This is a genomic window from Streptomyces chryseus, assembly GCF_014650755.1.
GTDB classification, from domain to species: domain Bacteria; phylum Actinomycetota; class Actinomycetes; order Streptomycetales; family Streptomycetaceae; genus Streptomyces; species Streptomyces chryseus.
Genome location: NZ_BMVO01000002.1, coordinates 268787 through 293890 on the forward strand (window position 1 = coordinate 268787; position 25104 = coordinate 293890).

23 protein-coding genes and 7 tRNA genes are annotated in these 25104 nt (G+C 74.3%); 19 read left to right on the plus strand and 11 right to left on the minus strand.

The window, feature by feature from the left end:
• Nucleotides 1-106 precede the first annotated feature (106 nt).
• The 4 genes from cbiE to IE185_RS05890 all read left to right on the plus strand — a co-directional run bounded on the left by cbiE (nucleotide 107) and on the right by IE185_RS05890 (nucleotide 8084).
• Nucleotides 107-1396: a precorrin-6y C5,15-methyltransferase (decarboxylating) subunit CbiE gene (gene cbiE / locus IE185_RS05875; protein ID WP_138896898.1), complete on the plus strand. Its 1290-nt coding sequence runs from the start codon at nucleotides 107-109 to the stop codon at nucleotides 1394-1396.
• A gap of 370 nt (nucleotides 1397-1766) precedes the next feature.
• On the plus strand, nucleotides 1767-5195 hold the full coding sequence (gene cobT, locus IE185_RS05880) for a nicotinate-nucleotide--dimethylbenzimidazole phosphoribosyltransferase (RefSeq protein ID WP_189714755.1): 3429 nt from the start codon (nucleotides 1767-1769) through the stop codon (nucleotides 5193-5195).
• Nucleotides 5196-5895: 700 nt separating this feature from the next.
• Entirely contained in the window at nucleotides 5896-7200 is a 1305-nt protein-coding gene (cobA, locus tag IE185_RS05885) for a uroporphyrinogen-III C-methyltransferase (RefSeq protein ID WP_189714757.1), read from the plus strand.
• Between the two features lie 65 nt (nucleotides 7201-7265).
• Nucleotides 7266-8084, plus strand: a complete 819-nt coding sequence (locus tag IE185_RS05890) for a TrmH family RNA methyltransferase (protein WP_138898721.1) — start codon at nucleotides 7266-7268, stop codon at nucleotides 8082-8084.
• A 28-nt stretch (nucleotides 8085-8112) separates the two neighbouring features.
• Here IE185_RS05890 and IE185_RS05895 read toward each other — a convergent pair whose 3' ends face one another.
• Entirely contained in the window at nucleotides 8113-9369 is a 1257-nt protein-coding gene (locus IE185_RS05895; RefSeq protein WP_138898722.1) for a serine/threonine-protein kinase, read from the minus strand.
• A gap of 231 nt (nucleotides 9370-9600) precedes the next feature.
• Between IE185_RS05895 and IE185_RS05900 the strand changes: the two genes are divergently transcribed.
• From IE185_RS05900 to IE185_RS05915, 4 genes are all read left to right on the plus strand, one after another.
• Complete coding sequence (locus IE185_RS05900) at nucleotides 9601-9837, plus strand: DUF8836 family protein (RefSeq protein ID WP_138898723.1); 237 nt, start codon at nucleotides 9601-9603, stop codon at nucleotides 9835-9837.
• Between the two features lie 244 nt (nucleotides 9838-10081).
• On the plus strand, nucleotides 10082-10288 hold the full coding sequence (locus tag IE185_RS05905; RefSeq protein ID WP_138899764.1) for a hypothetical protein: 207 nt from the start codon (nucleotides 10082-10084) through the stop codon (nucleotides 10286-10288).
• Between the two features lie 419 nt (nucleotides 10289-10707).
• Complete coding sequence (locus IE185_RS05910) at nucleotides 10708-11766, plus strand: phosphotransferase (protein ID WP_189714759.1); 1059 nt, start codon at nucleotides 10708-10710, stop codon at nucleotides 11764-11766.
• Nucleotides 11767-11834: 68 nt separating this feature from the next.
• Nucleotides 11835-12134, plus strand: a complete 300-nt coding sequence (locus IE185_RS05915) for a TFIIB-type zinc ribbon-containing protein (protein ID WP_189714761.1) — start codon at nucleotides 11835-11837, stop codon at nucleotides 12132-12134.
• 58 nt (nucleotides 12135-12192) lie between these two features.
• On the opposite strand, the gene IE185_RS05920 is transcribed toward IE185_RS05915, so the two are convergent.
• From IE185_RS05920 to IE185_RS05940, 5 genes are all read right to left on the minus strand, one after another.
• A tRNA-Val gene (locus IE185_RS05920) sits at nucleotides 12193-12267 on the minus strand.
• A gap of 38 nt (nucleotides 12268-12305) precedes the next feature.
• Nucleotides 12306-12377 (minus strand) — tRNA-Val (locus IE185_RS05925).
• A 29-nt stretch (nucleotides 12378-12406) separates the two neighbouring features.
• Nucleotides 12407-12478: transfer RNA gene (locus IE185_RS05930), tRNA-Val, on the minus strand.
• A gap of 1 nt (nucleotide 12479) precedes the next feature.
• Nucleotides 12480-12553: transfer RNA gene (locus tag IE185_RS05935), tRNA-Cys, on the minus strand.
• A gap of 40 nt (nucleotides 12554-12593) precedes the next feature.
• Nucleotides 12594-12666, minus strand: a tRNA-Gly gene (locus IE185_RS05940).
• Nucleotides 12667-12810: 144 nt separating this feature from the next.
• Here IE185_RS05940 and IE185_RS05945 point away from each other — a divergent pair.
• The 3 genes from IE185_RS05945 to IE185_RS05955 all read left to right on the plus strand — a co-directional run bounded on the left by IE185_RS05945 (nucleotide 12811) and on the right by IE185_RS05955 (nucleotide 15606).
• A complete protein-coding gene (locus IE185_RS05945; RefSeq protein WP_138897136.1) occupies nucleotides 12811-13875 on the plus strand; it encodes a chorismate-binding protein in 1065 nt (354 codons plus the stop codon).
• Nucleotides 13872-14693 carry an aminotransferase class IV gene (locus tag IE185_RS05950; RefSeq protein ID WP_138897137.1) on the plus strand — a complete coding sequence of 274 codons (822 nt, stop codon included), beginning with the start codon at nucleotides 13872-13874 and terminating at the stop codon, nucleotides 14691-14693. Before IE185_RS05945 ends, IE185_RS05950 begins: the two co-directional genes overlap by 4 nt.
• A 67-nt stretch (nucleotides 14694-14760) precedes the next feature.
• Nucleotides 14761-15606 (plus strand): GNAT family N-acetyltransferase, encoded by an 846-nt coding sequence (locus IE185_RS05955; protein ID WP_138897138.1) that lies wholly within the window; start codon nucleotides 14761-14763, stop codon nucleotides 15604-15606.
• A gap of 25 nt (nucleotides 15607-15631) precedes the next feature.
• On the opposite strand, the gene IE185_RS05960 is transcribed toward IE185_RS05955, so the two are convergent.
• Entirely contained in the window at nucleotides 15632-16138 is a 507-nt protein-coding gene (locus tag IE185_RS05960; RefSeq protein WP_138897139.1) for a DsbA family protein, read from the minus strand.
• Between the two features lie 156 nt (nucleotides 16139-16294).
• On the opposite strand from IE185_RS05960, the gene IE185_RS05965 reads away from it, so the two are divergent.
• Nucleotides 16295-16741: a hypothetical protein gene (locus tag IE185_RS05965; protein ID WP_138897140.1), complete on the plus strand. Its 447-nt coding sequence runs from the start codon at nucleotides 16295-16297 to the stop codon at nucleotides 16739-16741.
• Between the two features lie 219 nt (nucleotides 16742-16960).
• Nucleotides 16961-17113, plus strand: a complete 153-nt coding sequence (locus IE185_RS05970) for a hypothetical protein (RefSeq protein WP_167368049.1) — start codon at nucleotides 16961-16963, stop codon at nucleotides 17111-17113.
• Between the two features lie 39 nt (nucleotides 17114-17152).
• On the opposite strand, the gene IE185_RS05975 is transcribed toward IE185_RS05970, so the two are convergent.
• Together IE185_RS05975 and IE185_RS05980 are read right to left on the minus strand one after the other, a co-directional pair.
• Nucleotides 17153-17710, minus strand: a complete 558-nt coding sequence (locus IE185_RS05975) for a CGNR zinc finger domain-containing protein (protein ID WP_138897141.1) — start codon at nucleotides 17708-17710, stop codon at nucleotides 17153-17155.
• A gap of 191 nt (nucleotides 17711-17901) precedes the next feature.
• Nucleotides 17902-18315, minus strand: a complete 414-nt coding sequence (locus IE185_RS05980; protein WP_003987206.1) for an SsgA family sporulation/cell division regulator — start codon at nucleotides 18313-18315, stop codon at nucleotides 17902-17904.
• Nucleotides 18316-18505: 190 nt separating this feature from the next.
• Between IE185_RS05980 and IE185_RS05985 the strand changes: the two genes are divergently transcribed.
• Together IE185_RS05985 and IE185_RS05990 are read left to right on the plus strand one after the other, a co-directional pair.
• On the plus strand, nucleotides 18506-18961 hold the full coding sequence (locus IE185_RS05985) for a TIGR02611 family protein (RefSeq protein WP_138897142.1): 456 nt from the start codon (nucleotides 18506-18508) through the stop codon (nucleotides 18959-18961).
• A gap of 54 nt (nucleotides 18962-19015) precedes the next feature.
• Nucleotides 19016-19087: transfer RNA gene (locus IE185_RS05990), tRNA-Val, on the plus strand.
• Nucleotides 19088-19134: 47 nt separating this feature from the next.
• Here the strand turns inward: IE185_RS05990 and IE185_RS05995 are convergent.
• Nucleotides 19135-21627 (minus strand): SCO7613 C-terminal domain-containing membrane protein, encoded by a 2493-nt coding sequence (locus IE185_RS05995; protein WP_189714762.1) that lies wholly within the window; start codon nucleotides 21625-21627, stop codon nucleotides 19135-19137.
• Nucleotides 21628-21717: 90 nt separating this feature from the next.
• Here IE185_RS05995 and IE185_RS06000 point away from each other — a divergent pair, with 90 nt between their 5' ends.
• Both IE185_RS06000 and IE185_RS06005 read left to right on the plus strand, forming a co-directional pair.
• On the plus strand, nucleotides 21718-22164 hold the full coding sequence (locus IE185_RS06000) for an SRPBCC family protein (protein WP_189714764.1): 447 nt from the start codon (nucleotides 21718-21720) through the stop codon (nucleotides 22162-22164).
• Between the two features lie 39 nt (nucleotides 22165-22203).
• Nucleotides 22204-22275: transfer RNA gene (locus IE185_RS06005), tRNA-Val, on the plus strand.
• Nucleotides 22276-22356: 81 nt separating this feature from the next.
• Here the strand turns inward: IE185_RS06005 and IE185_RS06010 are convergent.
• A complete protein-coding gene (locus tag IE185_RS06010; RefSeq protein WP_138908632.1) occupies nucleotides 22357-23085 on the minus strand; it encodes a 3'-5' exonuclease in 729 nt (242 codons plus the stop codon).
• 186 nt (nucleotides 23086-23271) lie between these two features.
• Here IE185_RS06010 and IE185_RS06015 point away from each other — a divergent pair, with 186 nt between their 5' ends.
• Both IE185_RS06015 and IE185_RS06020 read left to right on the plus strand, forming a co-directional pair.
• Nucleotides 23272-23838, plus strand: coding sequence for a DUF4365 domain-containing protein (locus IE185_RS06015; RefSeq protein ID WP_189714766.1), 567 nt, complete (start codon nucleotides 23272-23274; stop codon nucleotides 23836-23838).
• Nucleotides 23838-25082, plus strand: a complete 1245-nt coding sequence (locus tag IE185_RS06020) for a hypothetical protein (RefSeq protein ID WP_138897704.1) — start codon at nucleotides 23838-23840, stop codon at nucleotides 25080-25082. The genes IE185_RS06015 and IE185_RS06020 overlap by 1 nt, the downstream gene beginning before the upstream one ends.
• Nucleotides 25083-25104 lie beyond the last annotated feature (22 nt).

Genomic DNA, 25104 nt, shown 5'->3' on the forward strand with positions numbered 1-25104 from the left:
GTCCTGGTCCGTACCGGATACGCTCACCCTGCCCGCCGCCGCAACAGCAGCCACTGCCACCCCACCCACCGCATCCACCAGCGACGACTTCAGGAGACTGACAAGGATGGCCGACCGGGTCACGGTGATCGGCTGGGACGGATCGCCGCTCACCGCCGCGGCCAGGTCCGCCCTCGCGGCCGCCACCCTCGTCGCGGGCGCCGGACACCATCTGGCGCTCCCCGAAGTGCCGCCGGGCGCCGAGCGCATCCGCCTCGGGAGCGTCGAACTCGCCGCCCGCCGCATCGCCGGGCACCGGGGTACGGCGGTCGTCCTCGCCGACGGGGACCCGGGCTTCTTCGGGGTCGTCCGCACCCTGCGCGCGCCCCAGCACGGCCTGGAGGTCGAGGTCGTGCCCGCCGTCTCCTCGGTGGCCACCGCCTTCGCCCGCGCCGGGATGCCCTGGGACGACGCCCAGATCGTCGTCGCCCACAGCCGTACGCTGCGCCGCGCCGTCAACGTGTGCCGCGCGTACCCCAAGGTCGCGGTGCTCACGTCGCCGGGCGCCGGCCCCGCCGAACTCGCCCTGCTGCTCGAAGGGGTCCACCGCACCTTCGTGATCTGCGAGGAGCTGGGCACGGCCCGTGAGCAGGTCACCGTCCTCACGTCCGACAAGGCCGCCGACCACGCCTGGCGCGACCCCAACGTCGTCATCGTCATCGGAGGCAGCGCCGGCCCCGTCTCCGCCGCCGGTCTGGGCGGCCCCGGCGGTCCCGGCGGCGCGGGAGGCGGCTGGATCGGCGGCCGCGACTCCGGCTACCCGCCCGCCGTACGGGGCTGGGCGCTGCCCGCGAGCGCGTACGCCGACGGAGACGACGCCCGGCCGGACCGCACGCCGGCCGGAGAGGGCGAGTGGGCCGGACTGCGGGCCGCCCAGCTGGCCCGCCTCGGACCGCGCACCGGCGACCTGGTCTGGGACATCGGCTCGGGCAGCGGCGCCCTCGCCGTGGAGGCGGCGAGATTCGGCGCGGCGGTCATCGCCGTCGACGCCGACCCGGACGCGTGCGGCCGTACGACGGCCGCCGCCCGGCGTTTCGGCGTACAGCTCCAGGTCGTGCACGGGCGGGCGCCGTACGTTCTGGAGAACCTGCCCGAGCCCGACGTCGTCCGCATCGGGGGCGGCGGAGTGCCCGTCGTCTCCGCCTGCGCGGACCGCAGGCCCGAACGCATCGTGACGCACGCGTCCACACGCGACGAGGCGGAGGCGATCGGCCGGGCGCTCACCGAGGGCGGCTACGCCGTCGAGTGCGCGCTGCTCCAGTCCGTCGAACTCGACACCCACGCCTGGTCGGAACGCGACCGCTCGGTGGTCTTCCTGCTCTCCGGTGTCCAGGAACGGCGCGAAGCGTCCAGGTGAACCCGGGGGACCGGTGTCCAGGACCGCGCCCCGTGATGATGCCGCCGCAGGGCGCGGGGTAGGCTGGCCGATCGTTGTACCGCAGCCGGGCGTTCGGCGCTTCGTTCGCCAATGTCCGGAAAAAGGGCCCGTTTTGGAGCTCTGTGTGGTACGGCGCAGCCGGGGGCGCGCAACGTGGCGCAGCCCACAGCGGGCCGTGGCGGGACTTCCCGCCCTGGCGGCGAACGGCCGCGAGAATGCATGGTGTCGACGGGGCTTTCGTGCCGCGCGACGGGGACGCTCGTTGTTGTTGCAGCGAGTGTCGGACGTGCCGCGAGCGGGCGTCCCGGGCGAAGGCCGAAGGAGCACAAGCGATGGGCGAGGGGTACGCATGACTGACACCGGCCGGGTCCCGGGCGAGGGACTGCCGGAGGACGCAGGCATGGTGGCGCAGCCGGGCATCCCCGCTCCGGACGCGTACACCTTCCTCGAACCCTCCGAGAGCGCTGCCGAGGACGACGACCTGCTGCTGATGCCGGGCGCGCAGGGCGCGTGGAGCGACCCGCAGGTCGTACCGCCGCCGCAGTCCCAGACGCAGGTGCCGCCGCAGATACAGCAGGTGCCGCAGCACGCGGTGCGGACCCCCGAGGCGGTGGAACAGGCCGCCGAGGCCCCGCAGGCCGAGCCCGCGGCCGGTGGCGCCGAGCCGCTGAGCGTGCCGCAGCCGCTGCCCCGGCCCGAGAGCGGGACGGACGCGCCCGGCGCGCACGAGACCGGTGGCCGCGACTCCGGCTCCGTGGACCTCAGCGCCGTTCGTACGCCGCAGCCGGCGGCCGCGGTGGCGCAGGCGCCGGCGCCCGCGCGGCGTCCCCTCCACCTCGGCCCGCCGGTGCCCGACGCGACCGGCGGCGTCGTACGGTCGCTGGCCGACCGGGGACCCGCGGCGGGCGCGACGAGCGCACCCGTGATGCCGCAGAGCCCGGCGCCCGTGCGGCAGCCGGCTCCGCCGGTCGCCGGACCGGAGTACCTGGACATTCCGAGCGCCGAGGCGGCCGCGCTGCCCGGGCCGCAGCTCGGCATGATTCCGTCGCAGGCCGCAACCTCATGGCCTCAGCCTCAGGAGTCCCAGGCACCCCAGGAGACCCCAGCAGAAACGGTCGTTCCGGAGGCTGCCACTCCGCAACCGCCGGCCCAGGCCGCGGAGCCGGTTCCGGCGCCCGCGCCCACGCCCGTCCCGGAGGAGCCCGCGCCCGCCCCGGCCGCGCCGGAGCCGGTGACCCCGGAGCCGGTCGCTGTCGTGGAGCCGGCGGCACCCGAGCCGGTCGTCACGGCCCCGGCCACTCCGGAACCTCAGCAGCCCGAACCCGAGCAGCCCGAGGCGGAGCAGCAGCCCGAACCCCAGCAGTTCGAGGCGGAGCAGCAGCCCGAACCCCAGCAGCCGCTGCCGGCTCAGGAGCCCCAGCCCGCCGCCGACTTCGTCCCGGCCGAGCCGCTCGTCGTCGCGGCGCCGGTCGCGGAGCCGGCCGAGCCGGTGACGGACGCGACCCCGCTCGCTGTCGCCCCCGAGGCGGCCCCCGAGCCCGAAGCGCAGCCCGCGCCGGCCCCCGAGCCCGTACCGGCTGAGGCGACGGCTCCCGAGCCGGAGCCCGAGCCGGCGATCGTTGCCGCCCCCGAGCCCGAGGCGCCCGAGGCAGCGCAGGAGCCCGAGCCGGAAGCGCCCCAGGCAGCGCCGGAGTCGGCCCTCGAACCGGCCGCAGCAGCCGTCGATCCGCAGTCGCAGCCGGAACCGCAGCCGGAGACAACTCCGATCCCGGAGCAGCCGGCCGCCCCGGCCACCGACACCTTCCCCGCCCTCGCCGACGCGGAGCCGGTGGCGGAAGCCCCCGCTCCCGTCCTGGTGCCCGCCCCGCGCGACGGCGGCCCCGCAGCGGAGCTGCCCGTACAGCAGGAGCCGGAGCCGGTGGCCGAGCCCGCCCCGGCGAGCGCCGCCACCCCCGAGCCGGAAGCAGCGCCTCAGCCCACGCCCACCCCCGAGCCCACACCACAGGAGCCTGCGGCAGCCGCCCCCTCTGCCCCGGCCTCGGCCTCCGCACCGGCGCCCGGGTACGACGACGCCGAGCGCGAGGCGGTCCTGCGGGTCATGCGGGAGCGGCGCGACATCCGCAACGGCTTCCGCGGCGACCCCATCCCGCACGAGGTCCTGCTGCGCGTCCTGGAAGCCGCGCACACCGCGCCGAGCGTCGGCCACTCCCAGCCGTGGGACTTCGTGGTCATCCGCTCCGCCGAGACGCGCCGGACGATGCACGAACTGGCGGTCCGCCAGCGCGACGCGTACGCCAAGTCGCTGCCCAAGGGCCGGGCGAAGCAGTTCAAGGAACTGAAGATCGAGGCCATCCTCGACACCCCGGTGAACATCGTCGTCACCGCCGACCCGACCCGCGGCGGCCGGCACACCCTGGGCCGCCACACACAGCCGCAGATGGCGCCGTACTCCTCCGCGCTCGCGGTCGAGAACCTGTGGCTCGCGGCCCGCGCCGAGGGACTGGGCGTCGGCTGGGTCAGTTTCTTCGACGAGCGGGAGATGGTCCGCGCCCTGGGCCTGCCCGAGCACCTCGAAGTCGTCGCGTACCTCTGCGTCGGCTACGTCGACGAGTTCCCGGAGGAGCCCGAGCTGATGCAGGCGGGCTGGTCCAAGCGCCGCCCGCTCTCCTGGGTCGTCCACGAGGAGACGTACGGCCGCCGCGCGCTGCCCGGCGAGGAGCCGCACGACCTTCTCCAGGAGACGGTCTCCAACATCCGCCCGCTGGACGCCAAGGCGCTCGGCGAGGCGTGGGAACGCCAGAAGCGCATGACCAAGCCGGCCGGTGCGCTCGGCATGCTGGAGATCATCTCGGCGCAGCTCAGCGGCCTGTCCCGGATGTGTCCGCCGCCGATCCCCGAGCCCGCGGCCGTCGCGATCTTCGCCGGTGACCACGGCGTCCACGCCCAGGGAGTCACGGCCTGGCCGCAGGAAGTGACCTCCCAGATGGTCGCCAACATCCTCGGCGGCGGCGCGGTCTGCAACGCCTTCGCGAGCCAGGTGGGCGCGGAGGTCTGTGTGGTGGACGTCGGCGTGGCCGGCGAACTCCCTTCCACCCCGGGCCTGTTGCCCCGCAAGGTGCGCGCGGGAACGGCGGACTTCACCACGGGTCAGGCGCTCACCCACGAGGAGGTGCTCGCCGCGATCGAGGTGGGCATCGAAACGGCGCGCGATCTGGTGGCGGCGGGCAACAAGGCGCTGGTCACCGGTGAGATGGGCATCGCCAACACCACGGTCTCGGCAGCCCTGATCGCCGTCTACACGGGCCTGGACCCGGCTGAGATCACCGGCCGCGGTACGGGCATCAACGACGAGATGCACGCCCGCAAGGTCGACGTCGTACGCCGTGCCCTCGAACTGCACCAGCCGGATCCGTCGGACCCGATCGGCGTCCTGGCGGCGGTCGGCGGCCTGGAGCACGCGGCGCTGGTCGGCTTCCTGCTCGGCGGAGCGTCGCTGCGTACGCCGGTGATCCTCGACGGCGTCAGCGCGGGAGCGGCCGCGCTGGTGGCCCGCGCCATCGCCCCCGAGGCGCTGGCGGCCTGCATCGCGGGCCACCGCAGCGCGGAACCGGGCCACGTGGCCGCCCTCAACAAGCTGGGCCTGCGCCCCCTGGTCGACCTGGACCTGCGTCTCGGCGAGGGCACGGGCGCCCTCCTGGCGCTGCCGGTGGTGCAGAGCGCGGCGCGCGCGATGCACGAGGTGGCGACGTTCGACTCGGCAGGAGTCACGGAGAAGTAACCGCACCCCGGCCGGCCCGTGCCCCCCGCGCTCCACCGCGGGGGGCACACCGCTACCCTCGCCCGCCACCGACACCACCGCCCCCTCCACCCGGCCGAGGAGAGCGGCACCACGCCCCAGCATGCCGATCGCAGTCCACGGCCGGGCCTGGCCCGCTCGCAGTGACGCGAGGGGCGTGTCGGGGAGCTACGCGCAGGGTGGGAACGAGCGGTGTCACACGCCCCGCATGCCTCTCGCAGCCCGTGGCGGGGCAGGCCCGCCTCTCACGGCGCCGGGAGGGGATGTGTCGGGGCGCTCCCCGCAGGGTGTCGAACGCGACACGCCCCCAACGATCCCCGTGCCCGAACGTTCGGCACCCGAGGAGACGCCGCGACGCGGCACCGATCCCGTCCGCGAGCCGAGGCCCCGCAGCCCGCCCCACCGCCTCCCGCCCCCGCAGCAACCGCCCCACCGCTTCCCGGCCCCGGGCAGCAACCGCCCCCCGCAGCACCCCGGCCCACCCCGTCGGCAATGCCCCGAAGCCACCCGCCCTGCCCCCCGGCCGCCGGTGACCCCGAAGCCCCCGGCCCGTAAGGTATTGGCGGGGGCTCGAACCCCTCCCACCAGCCGCTTCACCGTCGCAGCGGCGCAAGGCCCCCACGCCGCACACCGGCAGAGCCGCAAGCCGCACCCACCTCCCCGCCCCGAGGAGCCGCACGCCATGACAGCGCCGCACGCCGCCGCAGGCGATTCGTACCCCGCCTACCCCGTCGGACTCCGCCTCGCCGGCCGGCGCGTAGTCGTCATCGGCGGCGGCCAGGTCGCCCAGCGCCGTCTCCCGGCGCTCATCGCGACCGGCGCCGACATCGTCCTCGTGTCTCCGTCCGCCACCCCCTCCGTGGAGGCGATGGCGGAAGCCGGCGAGATCCGCTGGGAGCGCCGCCCGTACGCCGAGGGAGACCTGGCGGAAGCCTGGTACGCCCTGATCGCGTCCACCGACACCGCCGCCAACGCCGCAGCCTCCGCCGAGGCGGAACGTACCCGCACCTGGTGCGTGCGCTCCGACGACGCCGAAGCGGCCACCGCCTGGACGCCCGCCACCGGCCGCTCCGAGGGCGTGACCGTGGCCGTCCTCACCAGCGGAGGCCCCGACCCCCGCCGCACCGCCGCCGTACGCGACGCCATCGTCGAGGGCCTGCGTGACGGCACCCTCGTAGCCCCGCACCACCGCACCCGTACCGCCGGCGTTGCCCTTGTCGGCGGCGGTCCCGGCGACCCGGACCTGATCACGGTGCGCGGCCGCCGCCTCCTCGCCGAGGCCGACGTCGTCATCGCGGACCGCCTCGGCCCGCGCGACCTCCTCGACGAACTCCCGCCGCACGTCGAGGTGATCGACGCCGCGAAGATCCCGTACGGCCGCTTCATGGCCCAGGAGGCCATCAACAACGCGCTCATCGAGCACGCCAAGGCGGGCAAGGCCGTCGTACGCCTCAAGGGCGGCGACCCGTTCGTCTTCGGCCGCGGCATGGAGGAAGCGCAGGCGCTCGCCGAGGCCGGCATCCCGTGCACCGTGGTCCCCGGCATCTCCAGCTCCATCAGCGTGCCCGGCGCGGCCGGCATCCCCGTCACCCACCGGGGCGTGGCGCACGAGTTCACGGTGATCAGCGGCCACGTCGCCCCCGAGGATCCGCGCTCCCTCGTCGACTGGAAGGCGGTCGCGGGCCTGCGCGGCACGCTCGTACTCCTCATGGCCGTCGAGCGGATCGGCGCGATCGCCGAGGCCCTGACGGCGTACGGCCGCTCGCCCGAAACCCCCGTGGCGATCATCCAGGAGGGCACGATGGCCACCCAGCGCCGCGTGGACGCGACGCTCGCGACGGTCGCGCGGAGGGCCAGGGCCGAGGACGTACGCCCGCCCGCGGTGATCGTCATCGGCGAGGTCGTCACCGTGAACCCCCAGGAGGCAGGACCGGCGCACTCCCCGGAGGCAGGCCCGGCCCAGGCCGCGCCGCCGAACGAGCGGTAACCTCCGGTAACCGAACCGCCGCCCCACCCGTTCACACCGCATCCAGGACAAGGCAGTATCACCCTGTGGCCGATCTCATCACCATCGACGACCCCGACGACCCGCGCCTGAGCGACTACACGGGCCTGACCGACGTCGAACTCCGGCGCAGGCGCGAACCCGCCGAGGGCCTCTTCATCGCCGAGGGCGAGAAGGTCATCCGGCGGGCCAAGCACGCCGGGTACGAGATGCGGTCGATGCTGCTGTCCGCCAAGTGGGTCGACGTCATGCGCGACGTCATCGACGAGGTCCCGGCCCCGGTGTACGCCGTGAGCCCGGACCTCGCCGAGCGCGTCACCGGGTACCACGTGCACCGCGGCGCCCTCGCCTCGATGCAGCGCAAGCCGCTCCCGACGGCCGCGGAGCTGCTCGCGTCCACGCGCCGGGTCGTGGTCATGGAAGCGGTCAACGACCACACCAACATCGGCGCGATCTTCCGCAGCGCCGCCGCGCTCGGCATGGACGCCGTGCTGCTGTCCCCGGACAGCGCCGACCCGCTCTACCGCAGGTCGGTCAAGGTCTCGATGGGCGCGGTCTTCTCGGTGCCGTACGCCCGCCTGGAGTCCTGGCCCAAGGACCTGGAGCAGGTACGGGAGGCGGGCTTCAAGCTGCTCGCGCTGACGCCGGACGAGAAGGCCACGGTCATCGACGAGGCGGCTCCGCACCGCCTGGACCGGGTGGCCCTGATGCTCGGCGCGGAGGGCGACGGCCTGTCCCGGCAGGCGCTCGTCGCCGCCGACGAGTGGGTACGCATCCCGATGGCGCACGGGGTGGACTCGCTGAACGTCGGTGCGGCCGCCGCGGTCGCCTTCTACGCGGTGGCGACGGGCCGCCCGCGCTCCTGACCGGCGCCCCCAGGGGCGCGCCCGGGGTTCACAGGAGCCGCGGGCCGTCCTGGTCCGGCCGCCGGTCCACGTCGGTGGGGACGCCCAGACTCCTCGCCGGTCCCTGACACCCCTGCGCCGCGGCGATCCCGAGGGCCACCAGCAGCGTCACCACGACGAAGACGACGAGGCGCTGCCGCAGCAGCCTGGGGTTGGCCGGACGCCGCCCGGCGGACGTGGTCCTGGTCCCCGGCCTCGTTCCGGGCCGCCCGTTCGTACGCCCGCCGGAACGCGTCGTACTGCGCCCCGCCGAGGGCCGGGAGCCCGGCCGCGGGGCGGAGGAGCGCGGGGCGTGCGCGCGCGGCGCGGGCGTGCCCGGCGTACGCCCCCGCTCGGTCTCCTGGTCGACGTACCGCTCGGCGAGCCGCCCCGTGGGCCGGTCGTGATCGGCGCGGGGATGCGGCGGGCGTGCGTCGCCGACGCCCTGCGCCTCCCGGGCCGCGATCTCCTTGAGCCGCATGGAGAGCTGGAGCGTGCTGGGGCGCTCCTCGGGATCCTTGGCGAGGCAGGCCCGCACCAGCGGCGCGAGAGCGTCCGGCACGCCGTACAGCTGCGGCTCCTCGTGGACCACGCGATACAGCATGACCTCGGAACTGCCCTGTCCGAAGGGGGAGTCAGCGGTCGCGGCGTACGCCAGCGTGGCCCCCAATGCGAACACGTCCGTGGCCGGGGTGACCGCCGCGCCGCGCACCTGCTCGGGGGCGAGGAAGCCGGGGGAGCCGACGGCCGTGCCGACGTGCGTGAGGGTGCTCGCCCCGGTCGCCCAGGCGATGCCGAAGTCGATGATCCGCGGGCCCTTGGGGGACAGGAGGATGTTCGACGGCTTGAGGTCGCGGTGGACGACACCGGCCTCGTGCACCGCCAGCAGGCCCTCCGACAGCGCCGCGCCGATGGAGGCCACCTCGGAGGCGATCAGCGGCCCCTCCTCGCCCACCTTGTCGTGCAGCGAGGGGCCGGGTACGTACTGGGTCGCGAACCAGGGCCGGTCCGCCTCCAGGTCGGCCGCGACCAGCCGGGCCGTACAGCCGCCGCGAATCCGTCGCGCGGCAGAGACCTCGCGCGCGAAACGCGACCGGAACTCCTGATCCTCCGCCAGATCCGGCCGGATGACCTTCAGCGCGACGCGCTGCCCCCGCCGGTCGGAGCCCAGGTAGACGACCCCCATGCCGCCCGCTCCGAGCCGCCGGTGAAGCCTGAACGAGCCGACGACACGCGGGTCCTCGCGCCGGAGCCGCATCATCGCCATGTCCGTCCCCTACCTCTGGTGGGGCCTTCCCCACTCCGCCGCTGACCGGTCCGTTCGACGTCGCACAGCTTACGTACCCGTGGCCCGGTGTGCTCATAGGCCGCGCCCTCGCGAACCGATCGATTGTCAGTGCCGGGTGGGAAACTTGAAGAGTGGTCAGAGGGCGGCCGATGCGCCGCCCCCGGCCCGTGCGAAGTCTCAATGGTCCGTCGCAGAAGGGGGATTGGATCAATGAAGGGCGATCGCGTGGAGATAGTGGTGGACGCGGGAGACACGACCCGTACGTACGAAGTGGTGGCCAGCCGGGCAGGCCGGCGGGTGGAGACAGCGGTCCGCAGGGGAGTGGTGGAAGTGAGCGAAGTCACCCGCAGCGGCTCCGTGGTACGCACGGCGCGGTTCATGGCGACCAGGGTGCTCGCCCTGGTCGAACAGCCGGTCCCCAGGGAGGACGCCTCCGAGCAGTCCTGACACCGCGAGCGCGCGCGGGGCGGGGAGCGCCCCCTCCGGGAAGACCCCAAGAGGCGGGGCCGCCTCTCCACCCTGGGGAGTACGTCGCGGGGTGGTCGCTCATCCTCCGGGAGGCCCGGCAATCAGTACGCGGGCATGACGCCCCCGTCCCCCCGCGCCCCTAATGTTGAGGTCAAGCGGCGGGTGAAGCACTCGTCCCCCGAGGTCAGACACCCGCCGCTGCCAAAACGACAGGAGAGGGACCATGGCGGACACGGCATCACGCACGATGATCCGTACGCACGGACGCAGGGCATCCGCCGCGTTCGGCACCCGCCCTTCGGGCACCCGCCACCCCCTGGTGGCGACGGCCATGGTCCTTCCCCTCGCGGCACTGCTGGTCGTCCTCTTCGGAGGCTGGGAAGCAGTGGTCACCCAGGCGTCGTCCGTGGGCGTGATGCTCGGGCGCTGAGCGGCGCCCACGGCCCCGGTAGAGCGGACCGGGCCAGGACATCCGGCCATTTCACTACCCCGTGGGGACGGGGGTGCGGCGGACGGCTGCGTTTGCCCGGACAGCTGGGGAGCTGTCCGGGCAACGCCTTTTTCCCGCCGGGACGCAGGCTCCGCGCCGCGCTGTGCCGGTGTTCGGGGCCTGTCTCCGTTCGGTCGGGAGACGCGGTGGGGAAGAGACCCAGCACGGCACGTAGGCTCCCGGTCGGCACGACGCGCACTACACCGCACAGCACCACACCACTCCGCCCGCACCGCACCGCACCCACGAGCACCGCAACGCCACGCCGCGGCGCACCCGACCACACCGCGCGCCCCGCGACACCGCGCCGCACCACACCGCGCGCACCGCGACACCGCACCGCAGCCCCGGGGGAGCCCGTGACCGTATCCGTCGCGCAGGCGCTGAGCGCCGTCGCGCACGCCGCCGCGCCCCACGCCGCCGCACCGCCCTCCGCCCCCGCGCCGACGCCCCCGCCCGCCCCGCCCTGCGCGTGCCCCCGCCCCGACGTGCTCGCCGACCGGCCCGACGGCACGGTCGTGCGCCACGGCGCCGTCGTCGCGAAGTCGCACGCCCCCGGTACCGATGCCGCCGCCCTCACCGCCCGTATCGCGACAGCCGCCCATCCCCTGCTGGCCGGCATCCTCCTCCCGCCCCTTCCCGTACCGCCGGCGCCGAGGAGCGCCGCCCGCGCGACCGGGCCGCAGGGTTTCACGGCGGAGCTGCACGGCCGGCCCGTCTCCCTGTGGCCGTACGGAACGCCCGTCGACCCCGATGACCCCGACGCCGCCCCCTGGGAGGAGGCCGCGACGCTCCTGGCCCGGCTGCACGCGACCGCCCCGGGCGCGCTCCAACTCCCCGCGCCCCTGCCGCCCATGCGCGGCCCCGCGAAGGCGGCCCGAGCCGTCGCGCGGATGCGGGCGTCGGGCCCGCACACCGCCGGCGCGGCCACCGCCGTGCTCCGCGCCTGGGCCGGGCTGCCCGCTTGGGCCCGCGACGAGGCCCCGCCCCCGCCCGCCCGGACGGCCCTGTGCCACGGAGACCTCCACCTCGGACAACTGGTCCGCGCCCCGTCCGGCGCCCCGCGCGAGGACCGCTGGCTGCTGATCGACGTGGACGACCTGGGCGCAGGCGACCCCGCCTGGGACCTGGCCCGCCCCGCCGCCTGGTACGCAGCGGGGCTGCTCGCCCCGGACGTCTGGAACCGCTTCCTCGGCGCGTACCGGGCGGCGGGCGGTACGGCCGTACCCTCCGGTGGCGATCCCTGGCCCCAACTCGACGTGCCCGCCCGCGCCCTGACCGTCCAGACCGCGGCCCTCGCCCTCGCCAAGTCCGCCGTCGGCGAACGGCCGCTGGACGAAGTGGAGGAGCTGGTCGTCGACGCCTGCGCCCGTATCGCCTCGCTCCCGCCCGAGTTGGAGTGCGAAGCCCCGTCGTAGGGTGAACGGACCGTCGCCGGGCATGCATTCCGGCGATGCCGAACCGACGGCGAGGAGTTGACCCGATCATGCAGTGCCCCAAATGTCATGCGGCGATGCACACGTACAACCGCAACGGTGTCCAGATCGAGCAGTGCAGTGGCTGCCGCGGGATATTTCTCGACTACGGCGAGCTGGAGTCCCTGACCCGCCTCGAATCGCAGTGGACCCAGCAGGCCCCGCCCCCGCCGGCGGCCCCGCAGGCCTACCCCCCCGCGCCCGCGCCCGCCTGGGGCGCCCCGCAGCACGGCCACCACGGCGGGCACCAGGGAGGCCACCACGGCGGACACCGCCAGAAGGGCTTCGGCCGGATGCTCTTCTCGTCCTGACCGGACCGGCACACGAAGCAGCCCCCGGCCGATGTCCCGGCCGGGGGCTGCTTGCTGGTGGTGCGCGATACTGGGATTGAACCAGTGACCTCTTCCGTGTCAGGGAAGCGCTCTCCCGCTGAGCTAATCGCGCGGGTTCATTCAGTTGATCCTGCGGTCCTGCTGACTGCGTGCGCGATACTGGGATTGAACCAGTGACCTCTTCCGTGTCAGGGAAGCGCTCTCCCGCTGAGCTAATCGCGCGGGACGGACACCCGTTTCGGGCGATCCAGTGGACGATACTGGGATTGAACCAGTGACCTCTTCCGTGTCAGGGAAGCGCTCTCCCGCTGAGCTAATCGTCCTTGGAGGTGGAGACGGGATTTGAACCCGTGTAGACGGCTTTGCAGGCCGTTGCCTCGCCTCTCGGCCACTCCACCAGGAGTGAATGACAGGGGTTCGGGAAGATCCCCCACACCGAGCGGACGACGAGATTCGAACTCGCGACCCTCACCTTGGCAAGGTGATGCTCTACCAACTGAGCCACGTCCGCTTGTCTTGCCGGGGCGTTTCCCTGTCCCGGCGACGTGTTGAACTCTAGCGGATTCCGGGGCCAGTACAAAAACGCGTTTGTGCAGCGTGCTGCGCTGCCTCCGCCCCGGCGCAGGTCATCGCGGTCCGCTCTAGACTCGGGGCCGTGCACGACCTTCCCCCTTTGGCCCGCTTCGGCGGCCTTGTCGCCTCCGATCTGCGCGATGTGACCAGCGATCCCGCCGCACTCGACTCCGCCGGCTTCTGGGCCGTCACCGCGGACTTCGAGGGCGGTCTCGTGTGTGCCCGCTTCGGCGACGTACGCACCGAGCCGGTCCCCGCCCCGGTGCCCGGCGCCTGGCACGGGCCCTCGGCCGGTGACTGGACGTCGTCGATGGACCGCGCCGCGTACACGGCGGGGGTGCGCCGCATCCGTGAGCACATCGCCGCCGGCGACGTCTACCAGGCCAACCTGTGCCGCGTCCTGACCGCACCGCTGCCCGACCGGGCCGGTGCGCGGGCCGACGTGGACGCGCTCACCGCCCTGCTCGCGCGGGGCAACCCGGCGCCGTACGCGGGAACGATCCGGCTGCCCGCGCACGGCGTCGAGATAGCCACCGCTTCCCCCGAGCTCTACCTGCGGCGCGACGGGCGGACCGTCGAGTCGGGGCCCATCAAGGGCACCGGGCGCACGGCCGGCGATCTCCTGGAGAAGGACCACGCCGAGAACGTGATGATCGTCGACCTGGTGCGCAACGACCTCGGACGGGTCGCCGTGGCCGGCTCCGTGACCGTGCCGGAGCTGTGCGTGGTCGAACCCCACCCCGGCCTCGTCCACCTGGTCTCCACCGTGCGCGCCGCGCTCGCGCCCCGCGCCGGATGGGCCGAACTGCTCGGGGCGACGTTCCCGCCGGGTTCGGTCACCGGCGCCCCCAAGTCGAGCGCCCTGGCGATCATCGAGGCGCTGGAGACCGCGCCGCGCGGTCCGTACTGCGGAGGCATCGGCTGGGTCGACGCCGACCGCGGCACCGGCGAGCTGGCCGTCGGCATACGCACCTTCTGGATCGACCGCGCCCTCCCCGGCGGCCCCGTCCTGCGGTTCGGTACGGGCGCGGGCATCACCTGGGGCTCCGACCCCGAGCGCGAGTGGGCGGAGACCGAACTCAAGGCATCCCGGCTGCTCGCGGTAGCGTCGGGCACTTACCGGGAGACGGGAAGGACCGCGTCATGAAACTCTGGGTCGACGGCGGGCTGCGGGATGCGGCGACCGCCAGGGTGTCCGTACTCGATCACGGACTGACCGTGGGCGACGGCATCTTCGAGACGGTGAAGGCGACCGCCGGGCGGACCTTCGCCCTCACCCGCCACCTGGACCGGCTGGCCCGCTCGGCGCGCGGTCTCGGGCTGCCCGAGCCCGACCTCGACGAGGTGCGCCGGGCCTGCGCCGCCGTGCTGGAGGCCAACCCCATGGCGCTCGGCCGGCTGCGGATCACGTACACCGGGGGCCTGTCACCGCTCGGCTCCGAGCGCGGCGACACCGGCCCCACCCTGATCGTCGCGGTGGGGGAGGCGGCCCGCCGGCCCGACAGCACCGCCGTGATCACCGTCCCCTGGACGCGCAACGAGCGCGGCGCGCTCACCGGCCTGAAGACCACGTCGTACGCGGAGAACGTCGTCGCCCTCGCCCGCGCCCACGAACGGGGCGCGTCGGAGGCGCTGTTCGCGAACACCGTCGGGCGACTCTGCGAGGGCACCGGCTCGAACGTCTTCGTCGTAGTCGAAGGCCGGCTGCTGACCCCGCCGGTCTCCTCCGGCTGCCTGGCCGGGATCACGCGCGCCCTGGCCGCCGAGTGGACGGGCGCCGAGGAGGCCGATCTGCCGATGGACGTCCTGGAGCGGGCCGACGAGGTCTTCCTGACGTCCACGCTGCGCGACGTGCAGGCGGTGCACCGGGTCGACGGCCGTCAACTGCCCGGCGCGCCGGGCCCGGTGACGGCCAAGGCGATGCGGGTCTTCGACGAGCGGGCCGCGTCCGACCTGGACCCGTAGGCCGCCCGGCCAGGGTGTCCGCCCCGCGGGGATGACGGACGGCCGTCCGGCGGGTAGAACTCCCCTGATGACCACGACTCTGCGGCCGACAGCGCCGCTTCAGCAGGGCGTCGACGGCGCGAAGTCACGCACGTACGACGTGTGCGTGAACAGCCGCCCGGTCGGCTCCGTCGAGCTGTCCGCGGACCCCCGGGCCGGCGGCATGGGCCCCGTCGGCCGGATCGCCGCACTGCGCATCGACGAGCCCGACCGGCGCCGCGGCAGGGCGACGGTCGCCGCGCTCGCCGCCGAGGAGGTGCTGCGGGGCTGGGGCTGCCGCCAGGTGGAGATCTCCGTCCCCGCGCAGGCGTCGGCCGCGCGGCGCATGGCGGCGGCCCTCGGCTACACGGAACGCCGCCGCGTCATGACCAAGGCACTGCCCGCACAGCCGCCCGGCCTGCCCCCGGGCGTCGTGGGAAGGCCGATGACGGAGGGCGAGTTCTCGACCTGGCTCGTCCACACCAAGGCCGGGTACGTCCGGACCCTGACCGCGCGCGGCTGGTCCGAGGAGGCGGCGCGGGCCAAGTCCGAGGCGGACCACGCGACCGCCCTCGCCGACGGGGCCGCCACCCCGGACACGTACCTGGGCGTCCTGGTCCGCGACGGCGCGGTGGTGGGCACGCTCTGGCTGGCGCTGCGCCACCCGCACCCCGGGCAGAGCGGGTCGTACGTCTTCGATGTCGAGGTGCCCGGGGAGTACCGGGGCCAGGGGCTCGGGCGGGCGCTGCTGCTGCTCGCGGAGCGGGAAACCCTGGCGGCCGGACTGGAGCGCGTGGGACTCAACGTCTACACGGACAACACCCCGGCCCTGCGGCTGTACGAGTCCCTGGGCTACGAGCCGGTGTCGTACCACCTCTTCAAGCAGCTCCTCTGAGACGGCGTCGCGGGCCCGCGTGCGGTCAGGCGAGCAGCCGGTCGACGATCTCCTCGATGCGCGCGCGCAGCCCTTCCTGGCTCTTGCCGCCGTCCAGCCGCTCGCCGTCGATCACGTACGTCGGCGTGCCCGTGACGCCGATGGCCTTGCCCTCGGCCTGGTCGGCGTCGACGATCAGCAGGTGCCTGCCGTCGATCAGGGCGGTGTCGAACTCCTCGGCGTCCAGGCCCAGTCCGGCCGCGACCTCGAGCAGCAGGGGCTCGCCCTTGGCCGTCAGCTCCTCGTTGCGCGCGAGCACGGCCTCCACGTACGGCCAGCCCTTGCCCTGGTCGACGGCCTCCTCGGCGGCCTGCGCGGCGGCGTAGGCGTGCTTGTGCTTCTCGAGGGGGAAGTGGCGCAGGCGTACGTCGAGCCGGTCGCCGTAGCGCTCACGCAGGGCGCGCACGTCGTCCAGGGCGGCGTGGCAGTCGGGGCACTGGAGCTCGCACCAGACGTCGAGGACGACGGGGCGGGCGGAGGAGGAGTCGGTCATGGGGCCAGTCTTCCAGCCCCGTACCCCGCGCCCCAACCGGGACCTGGGGAGGAGCGCGCCCCCGAGATCTCCCTGAGGTCCGCAGGGGGCGTGGCCCGGCCGGCGCGGTCCGGTGCAGGATGGAGGGGAACGTACACCCTGGGGCTGGAGGACCGGATGCTGGCAGAGACCATCTGTTCCGCGGTGTCCGCGGCCGGTCTGGGCATCGCCGCGATCACCGCGTACCGCAAGCGATTCCTGGCCGCGACGCGCATCGCCGCGTACGCGCTCGTGCCGGTCGGGCTGGTGATGACCGGTGTGGTCGAGTGGGTTTCGGGCATCGCCCTCAAGCCGCAGGTCTGGGCAGGATTCGGAGTGCTCGCCCTGTCCTGGGTGCTTTTCATGACGACCAGGGCGGTGGAGCGCCGCGGCGGCGGCACCCGCAGGGAGCGCAGGGCCGCGCGTGCGGCGGGACGCGAGGCCGTCGCTCCGGGGGCGGCCGCGCCGTCGCTCGGCGCCGGGGCCCCGGCGGCCGCGCCGCAGCGGCAGCCGCGGTCCGGGGCGAAGGCGCAGGGCGACGACTTCAGTGACATCGAGGCGATCCTGAAGAAGCACGGCATCTGAGCGGGCACGGCGTCGCGGCGGGTCCGGCACCGGCGGGCCCGGCGTCCGGGCGCGCGGCGGCGCGGCCGAGGACGGTGCGGCTTCCGAAGCGAAAGCTGGCAACTCGGATGCCGAAGTGATCAGCGGAAGATCGCGTATCGCCAAGATCCGGCGAACTGCTGGCGCAGGTGGGCGTGTTGGTCGTGGGGGGTGGTCGGCCTGCGTCATCATCGGCCCGAGATGCTGGACACATCCCGGGGCGAAGCCCCCGCACCCACCGAAGAACCGCGCGGCTGCCTGTTCGCGCTTTCCCAGCCACCCCTGATGATCTTCCTCGGGGTGATCGGCTTCCTGTTGCTGATGGCCGCGATGCACGACCTCTTCCTGCTGTGAGGCCACGGCCCCGCTGGGCGGTCCCCGCCGCGCGGCACGTCAGCCGGCGGCTTCCTTGCGCCGCGCCCGGTACGCCGCCACGTGCAGCCGGTTGCCGCAGGTGCGGCTGTCGCAGTAGCGGCGGGACCGGTTGCGCGACAGGTCGACGAACGCGCGCCGGCAGTCCGGGGCCTCGCAGCGGCGCAGCCGTTCCTGCTCGCCCGAGACCACGATGAACGCCAGCGCCATCCCGCAGTCCGCCGCGAGATGGTCGGCGACCGACGCGCCGGGCGCGAAGTAGTGCACGTGCCAGTCGAAGCCGTCGTGGTCGGTCAGCCGGGGCGTGGTGCCGGCGGCCGCCACGAGCTGGTTGATCAGCTCCGCGCGGGTACGGGGATCGGGCGCCGCGAACACCTGCGCGAAGCGCCCTCGCACGTCCCGTACGGCCCTGAGGTCCGCGGCGGTGAGCGTTCCCACGTCGCTGACGTGGTGGAGCCGCACAAAGCCGTACAGCGCCTCGATGTCGGCGAGCCGGTCGCCCTGGTCGCTCTCCGGTGCCGTGTTCAGCAGATCGACGACGACGTCGAGGGCGCGCCGGGTGTCGTGGGGGATCAGCACGATTCGCTCCCTGGCCTGCCGCGGGCGGGCGCCCGCGGATGCCGGACGACTTTAGCGGCTCGTGCGTGAAGCGCACCGGCGCCGTCCCCGCGGTGGAACGCGCGGAGACGGCGCCGGTGTCTGCCGTATGCAGTTGTCCGCCCCTCGCCGTCGCCCCGAGTCGGACGGCGCTGGGTGGCTCTCGGCCTGGCTCAGTTCTCCGCCAGGATGTGTGAGAGTTCGGTGTCGAGATCGAAGTGGCGATGCTCGGTGCCCGGTGGAACCGCGGCGTCCGTCCGCTTCAGGAACGATTCCAGGGCCCGCGCCGGGGCTTCGAGCAAGGCTTCTCCTTCCGGGGAGCTCAGTGCGATGCAGACGACACCCTGGCCGTGGCTGCGGGACGGCCAGACTCTGACGTCTCCGGTACCGGTGGGCCGGTGCAGGCCCTCGGCGAGGAGATCGCGGGCGAACACCCACTCGACGGTTTCCTCGGCTCCGGTGTGGAAGGTGGCATGCACGGCGTAGGGATCGGCCGTGTCATACCGCAGGCCCGCGGGTACAGGCAGTGATGACTCGCTCGACACTACGAGGCGCAGGTGCAGCTCGCAGCTGACCGTGGTGTTCATAAGCGCCAGGGCCTTTCGCTCAGTGTGCGCTCGGGGATTCGCACGTCGGCGAAATCGACATGCCACCTACGGTGTCGTTGTAAACCCCTCTGACCTTTTTGCGGCGCTTCAGGTACCTCGTACGGCGGAGTGACACTTGAGGCAGTACGACCATTCCGGCCACGCGATCACGTCCGGTAGGTTGGGCCTCATGAACGCGGAGAGTAACGAGCGGGAAGAAGCCGTCGGCCCGGCGGCCGCAGAGCCCGCCGAGGAGGGCGCGACCGGGGGCGAGCGGGAGCTCGGGTCGCGGGCGCCGCAGGTCGTCAAGCGCTACCGCACCCTGCATCTGAGCTGGCAGGTCGGGGTTTTCGTCATCGGTCTGGCGGTCGTGGCGGCGGGCGTGGTCATGCTGCCCCTGCCGGGACCCGGCTGGCTGGTGATCTTCGGCGGCATGGCGATCTGGGCCACCGAGTTCGTGTGGGCGCAGCTGGTCCTGCGCTGGACGAAGCGGAAGGTCACCGAGGCGGCGCAGAAGGCGCTCGACCCCAGGGTCCGGCGACGCAACATGATCCTGACGACCGTGGGCCTGGTGATCATCGCCGTACTGGTCGCGGTCTACGTCTGGAACTTCGGCATGGCGATGCCGTGGCACATCGAGGAGTGACCGGGAAACGGTTCGGGGGACCCGCTGACATGGGGTAATGTGTGCGGAGCGCCGGGGCGATTAGCTCAGTGGGAGAGCGCTTCGTTCACACCGAAGAGGTCACTGGTTCGAACCCAGTATCGCCCACCCGGACCGAAGGCCCGGAAGACGAAAGTCTTCCGGGCCTTCGTCGTTCACCGCATCCGCCCCAGGGTGTCGCGCAGCCGGCGCGCGTCGCGCAGCCGCTGCTCGTACGTCGCCCCGACGGCCAGCAGCAGCAGACCGGCGAGGGCCGGCGGCAGCCAGCGGGGGAGTGCGCCGACCACCTGGACGACGTACGGCGCCAGCTCGTGCAACGCGACCAGGGCGAGGGCGGTGGAGCCGAGCACCAGCAGCGCCTGGAGCCGGTGCCGGGCGCCCGTGAGGGTCACCGCCAGGGCCGCCGCTCCCAGCAGCAACGGGCGCAGCCAGTGTCCGTCGCCCCAGGCCGCGAGCACGCTCGGCAGGAGGGTCGCGGCGAGACCGGGGCCGTACGCCGTCCAGGACGAGGCCCGGGGGTCGCGCCGCCGCCTCAGCACCCCGATCACCAGAGCCGGCACGGTCACGGGCAGCGTGTACGCCTCGGGCGTGGCCACGTCCGAGGCGCCGAGGCGGACCCAGGTGGCCAGCACGAGGAGCACGGCTGCCGCGTACCCGACCGGGCGCCGGTCGGCCCGTACGGCCGTGCCGGCGGCGATCACCCCGCACAGGGCCAGGACCAGCGCGAGCGTGGGCGCGTCGCCCGTCGCGAGCGCGATCGCGACCAGCGCCGCCGCGGCGCCCGACACCTCCAGGGGCAGGGCCGTGACGTGCCCGCGGACCCGGGCGGCGAGTACGGCGGCGAGCGCCGGTACGGCGAGGACCAGCAACGCGGCCCGGTGCGCCGGCAGCTCCAGCGAGGCGGCGCCGGCACCGCTCAGCCCGGTCGCCAGCGCGACGGCCGCGGGGGCGGAGGCGGCCGGGACGACGGGCCCGCCGCCGAGCGCGGCGGCCGTCGCGAAGAGCCCCAGCAGCACGCCGAGCACGGCGAAGGTCGGGAGCTGCGCGGCCAGCGACAGCAGCGAGACGGAGACCGCCGCCGCGAGGGCGCAGCCGAACGCGGTGAGCGCGAACGGCCCGCCGGTCGCGAGTCCCGCACCGGCGGCGGTGGGGCGTACCGCGAGGGCCAGGGGCGCGGCGGCCAGGAGCACGTAGAGGGCCAGGGCCACCGGGTGGCCGAGGTCGAGGGCCGCCGGGACGCTGTACGCCGCCGCCCAGGTCAGGGCGAGGGCGCCGCACGCCGCCGGGTCGCGCCAGGCGGGGCCCGGGGAGGTCCGGCGGCGCGCCGCCGCGAGGACGGCGGCCACGGTGAGCAGGACCACCGGGGCGGCGGAGGGCCAGGGCCAGGACGTCTGGGGGGACAGCGCCTCGCGGATACCGGCGGGGGCGCCCGACCAGACGTGCTCCGCCCAGCGGACGGGCCCCAGGACGGCGACCGCGACCGGCGGCAGCGCCCACAGCGCGCCCAGCGCCAGCACGGCGCCGGACGAACCGGCCGCACCCAGGACCATGGGGCGCGGCAGGCCCGGCCGTACGGCGGCCAGCATCGCCACGGCGCACAGCACGTACACGAGTACCGCCCACGCGCCCGGCACGAGGGGCCGAAGCACGCCGCCGACGGCGGCCAGTACGGCCAGGGCGGCGACGGCGGAGGCGGCGACCGCGTGCGGCGACCAGGTGGCGGCCGTGTCCGGTGCGGGGGCGTGGGTGCCGGGCACGGTGTCCGGTGCCACGCCGCCGCGCGGCGCCGGCGTCCGCCAGGCGGCGAACACCGCCAGGGCCGCGACGGCCAGCAGCAGTACGCCCGGACGCACCGCTTCGCCGAAGCCGCCCGCCGCCACCGACAGCGCGCCGGCGCTCAGCAGCGTCCCCGCTCCCGCCGGCCAGGCCAGGGCGCACGCCAGGGGACGGACCCCCCGGCCGCTGCCCCACAGCGCCACGGCCACGTCGAGCGCGGCCGTCGCCAGCAACGCCCAAGTGAGCGTGAGCGGACCGGCGTCGGCGGCCAGCGCCCAGAGCAGGAAGGGGAACTGAGCGGTGATCACCGCCGCGGGCAGCGGCAGGCGCAGTCGGCCCAGGCCCAGACCGTACGCCGCCCAGAGCACCGCCAGCGCCGCCGATCCGCCCGCGGCGTACGCCAGCGCGTCCGTGTCCGGCGCCGCAACGCGGTGCAGGGCGTACACGTCGAGCACCGTGAGCGCGAGGCCGAGCGCGGCCACCGACTCGGCCGTCGACACGAGCCCCCGGCGCAGCAGCACGGCGGGCGCCGCCAGCGCCAGCGCCGTGACGGCGGCCAGCACCGCCGAGCGGCCGCCGATGCCCAGGTGGCCCCAGCTGACCAGGGTGAAGGCGACGGCGGCGATCGTCAGCAGGACGCCGCCGAGCGTGAGCAGCACGTTCTGCGCGCCGCGCGGCGAGGCGTCCTTCGGCGCGGGCGGCGCGAAGGGGTGCGGGGGGCTCGGCGGGTACGGGGCGGCGACGGCGGCCTGCCGCATGACGCCGAGCAGCCAGGCCCGGCGAGCCAGCAGTTGGGCGCGACGGGCTTCGAGGTGTCCCAGTTCGCGGTCGAGGATCACCAGTTCCTCGGCGGGCGGTGGCGCGTTCTCCATGCCGACGAGTGTGGTGGCCGCCACACCCCGGGACATGGGTTCGCGTACTCAGATCGGTGCGTGAGTACGCGACGCGGGCAGACTGCGGGCATGAACTGGAGCCATTACCGCTTCCGCAGCGTGTGGGACCTGCCCGCCCCGCCCGGCGCGGTCTACACCGCCCTGGAACAGGTCGACGCGTACCCCCGCTGGTGGCCGCAGGTGCGGGCCGTCACCCGTCTCGACGAGAACACCGGCGTCGTCCGCGTGCGTTCCTTCCTGCCGTACGAACTGGTCGTCGCCGTGCGGGAGAAGCGGCGCGCACCCGAAGCCGGCGTGCTGGAGGTGGCCATCAGCGGCGACATGGACGGCTGGGCCCGCTGGACGGTGCGGCCGCGCGGCGCGGACGGGACGCGCGCCGTGTACGAGCAGGAGGTCGAGGTCCGCAAGACACTGGTGCGCCGGCTCGCCGTACCCGGGCGTCCCCTTCTCATCGCCAACCACGCGCTGATGATGCGCGGCGGGCGGCGTGCGCTGGCGGCAGCCCTCGCGGTTTGAACCGAACCCGCGAGGGGTTGTATGGTTCAGTCCGTTCCCGGGCGATTAGCTCAGTGGGAGAGCGCTTCGTTCACACCGAAGAGGTCACTGGTTCGAAACCAGTATCGCCCACCCCGGGAAAGGCCGGTCCGTCCCAGACGGACCGGCTTTTTCGTGCCCCCGCACCGTGCGTGTTCCCCTGCGCCCGGCCGCTCAGGCCGCGGCCGCCGGGATCTCGGGGCGCAGCGGCCACGCCGGATTCACCGCCTCCTCCGACCCGTTGCGCGCGAACCACGCCTGCAGCCCGCGTGCCTGCGCCGCGTGCCACACCGCCTGGAGGGAGTGCAGCTCGGCGGGGGAGAGCCGTTCGAGACGCGTGGCGAAACGGCGGCCCAGCGCGCGTACGACCTCCAGCGAGGCCGTCGCGTCGGCGGCCGCGTCGTGCGCCCCGTCCAGTTCCACCTCGTACTGCGCGCACAGGTCGGTGAGCGTACGGCGGCCCTTGCGGTAGCGGTCCAGATGCTTGTCCAGTACGCGCGGGTCCAGCACGCACAGCGGGCGGCTCTCCAGATACCGCGAAAGCGACGAAGCGCGGTGGCGCCGCAGCTCACGGTCCAGCAGCGTCAGATCGAACGGTGCGTTCATCACGACCAGCGGCCGGCGGGCGATGCTCTGCTCGGTGAGGCACCTGGCTATCTCCTCCATGACGGGGGCGGGCCAGCGGCCGTTGCGCTGGAGGTGATCGTCCGTCAGGCCGTGGATCGCGGCCGCTTCGGCCGGCACCGGGATTCCCGGATTCACCAGCCAGCGCGTCACCCGCACCCGCCCGCCCGGCGCGTCCTGCACGACGAGCGCGGCGGAGACGATGCGGTCCTCCTCGACATCCACCCCCGTCGTCTCGGTGTCGAACGCGGCGAGGGGTCCTTCGTACCAGCACGTCATGTCGAACTCCTCTGACTCCTATGGCAGATGGCGTGCGTCCCCTGCCCGAACCGGTGATACCCGGGACGTTTGCCCGGTACGCCGTTTGCGGGGCAGGCGGAGCGGAGACAACACAGGTGACGGCACGGGCGGTTGACGGACCGTCGCGGGGAAAGATCGGCAACAGCCCGGAAGGCACCGTCAGCCATGGCGCTCACGCAGCCCGAACCGGGCGGGCTGCTGCCCGAGCGGATCGCACCGCTGCGCGGCGGACTCGCCACCACCGCCTGCATGGAGACTCTTCAGGTGGGCTATCTGCACGCGGTCGCGGCGGCCGCGGGATGCTCTCTCTCACAGCCGTTTCCGGACAACGGCATCGACTGGCACGTGAGCCACAGCGCTCCCGAGCACACGGTCGACGACGAAGTCACCATCAAGGTGCAGCTCAAGTGCACCTACCAGATCCCGCCGCACCCGGCCGGGGGCGCCTTCTCCTTCACGCTCGACAACGCGCACCTGGAGAAGCTCGCCCGCAGCCCGGTGTCGGTGCACAAGATCCTGGTCGTGATGCTCGTGCCGCGGACCCAGGAGGACTGGCTGCGCGCCGGCCACGACCGGCTCGACCTGCGGCACTGCTGCTACTGGACCAACCTGGCCGGACACCCGGTGACGGGCAGGCGCAGGACCACTGTGCGGATCCCGACCTCACGGATATTCGACGACCGTGCGCTCTGCGAGATCATGACCCGGGTCGGGGTGGGAGGGAGACCCTGATGCAGCACCGGCCGAACGACGAGCCCGTACGACCCCACCCGAGCCCGGAGCCCGACGGCGGCTTCGCCGCGGGGCCCGGCGTCTGGGACGCCTGCGCGGGGCCCGATCCCGCGCAGGTCGACCCCGCCGTGCTCGGCGTGCTCCTCGCCCGGCACGGCTGGCGGCGGCGCGGAGGAGCGGCGGGGCGCTACGCGCGCTGGACCGCGCCGGGGCCTTCCGGTGGCGCCACCAGCCTGCTCGTACCGGAGAGCAGGGCGTTTCCCGACAGCGACGACCTGCTCGGCGAGGCGCTGACCGCGCTCGCCCGCTGCGCCGCGCCCTCCGCCCGCGAGGTGCTGGTCTCGCTCGCCGTCCCGAGCGACGAGATCAGGTGGTGGCGCGACGTACCGGAAAGCCCGTCCGGAGCCGCCTCGTGGACGGCGCAGGAACAACTGCGCTCGGCCGCGCGCCGGATGCTGCTCGCGGCGGCGCTCGCCGCGCGGGGGCGCGCCGGGTACTACGGGGCGCGGCACCGGCGGCAGGCGCAGGCGTCGCTGGAGGGCGTGCTGGTGGGACCGGTGCCCGGCGGGCGGGCGCTCGCCGCGTTCGTACCGGTGGAGGCGGGACGCGCGGCGGTCGTACGGCTGCACCACGCCCTGCACGCCGCGCGCGAAGCCGTCGACTACCAGCGGGCGACGGGCGGCATGGACGCCTTCGACTCCGCTGTCGAGGCGGGGGTGAGCCGCGAGCTGACGGACGCGGTGATCGCGCTGGTGCACGGCTCGGAGGGCGCGCGGATCGGGCTGGAGTGGTCGCCGGGCGCCGGAGTGCCCGAGGGCTGCGCGGTGCGTCCCGAGGCGGTCGAGTTCTCGCCCGGCGACCTGCCGGCGCTGAGGGCGGCGGCCGCGCGCTACACCCTCGACGAGCCGTCCGTCGCGGTACGGATCACCGGCGCCGTCGTCCGGATGCGGCGCTCGGGGCCGCGCGGGGCCGGCACGGTGCGGCTGCGCGTCCTGGCGGGCGCGGAGGTGCCGCACGTACGGATGGTGCTCGACGAGGAGGCGTACCGGACAGCGGGCCACGCCCACCTGGTCGGGCTGCCGATCAGGGTCCACGGGCAGCTGGAGAGCCGGGGCGGTTTCCGGCGGCTCACCGGCGCGCGGAGTGTGGTGCCCGTGCAGGTGGACGACGCGGAGCGGGACCGGCTGATGAAGTCGCTCCACGAGAACCTGGACTTCTTCGAGGAGGCGTGCGGCGGGGATTAACCGTTTCGCGAGGAGGTCACCC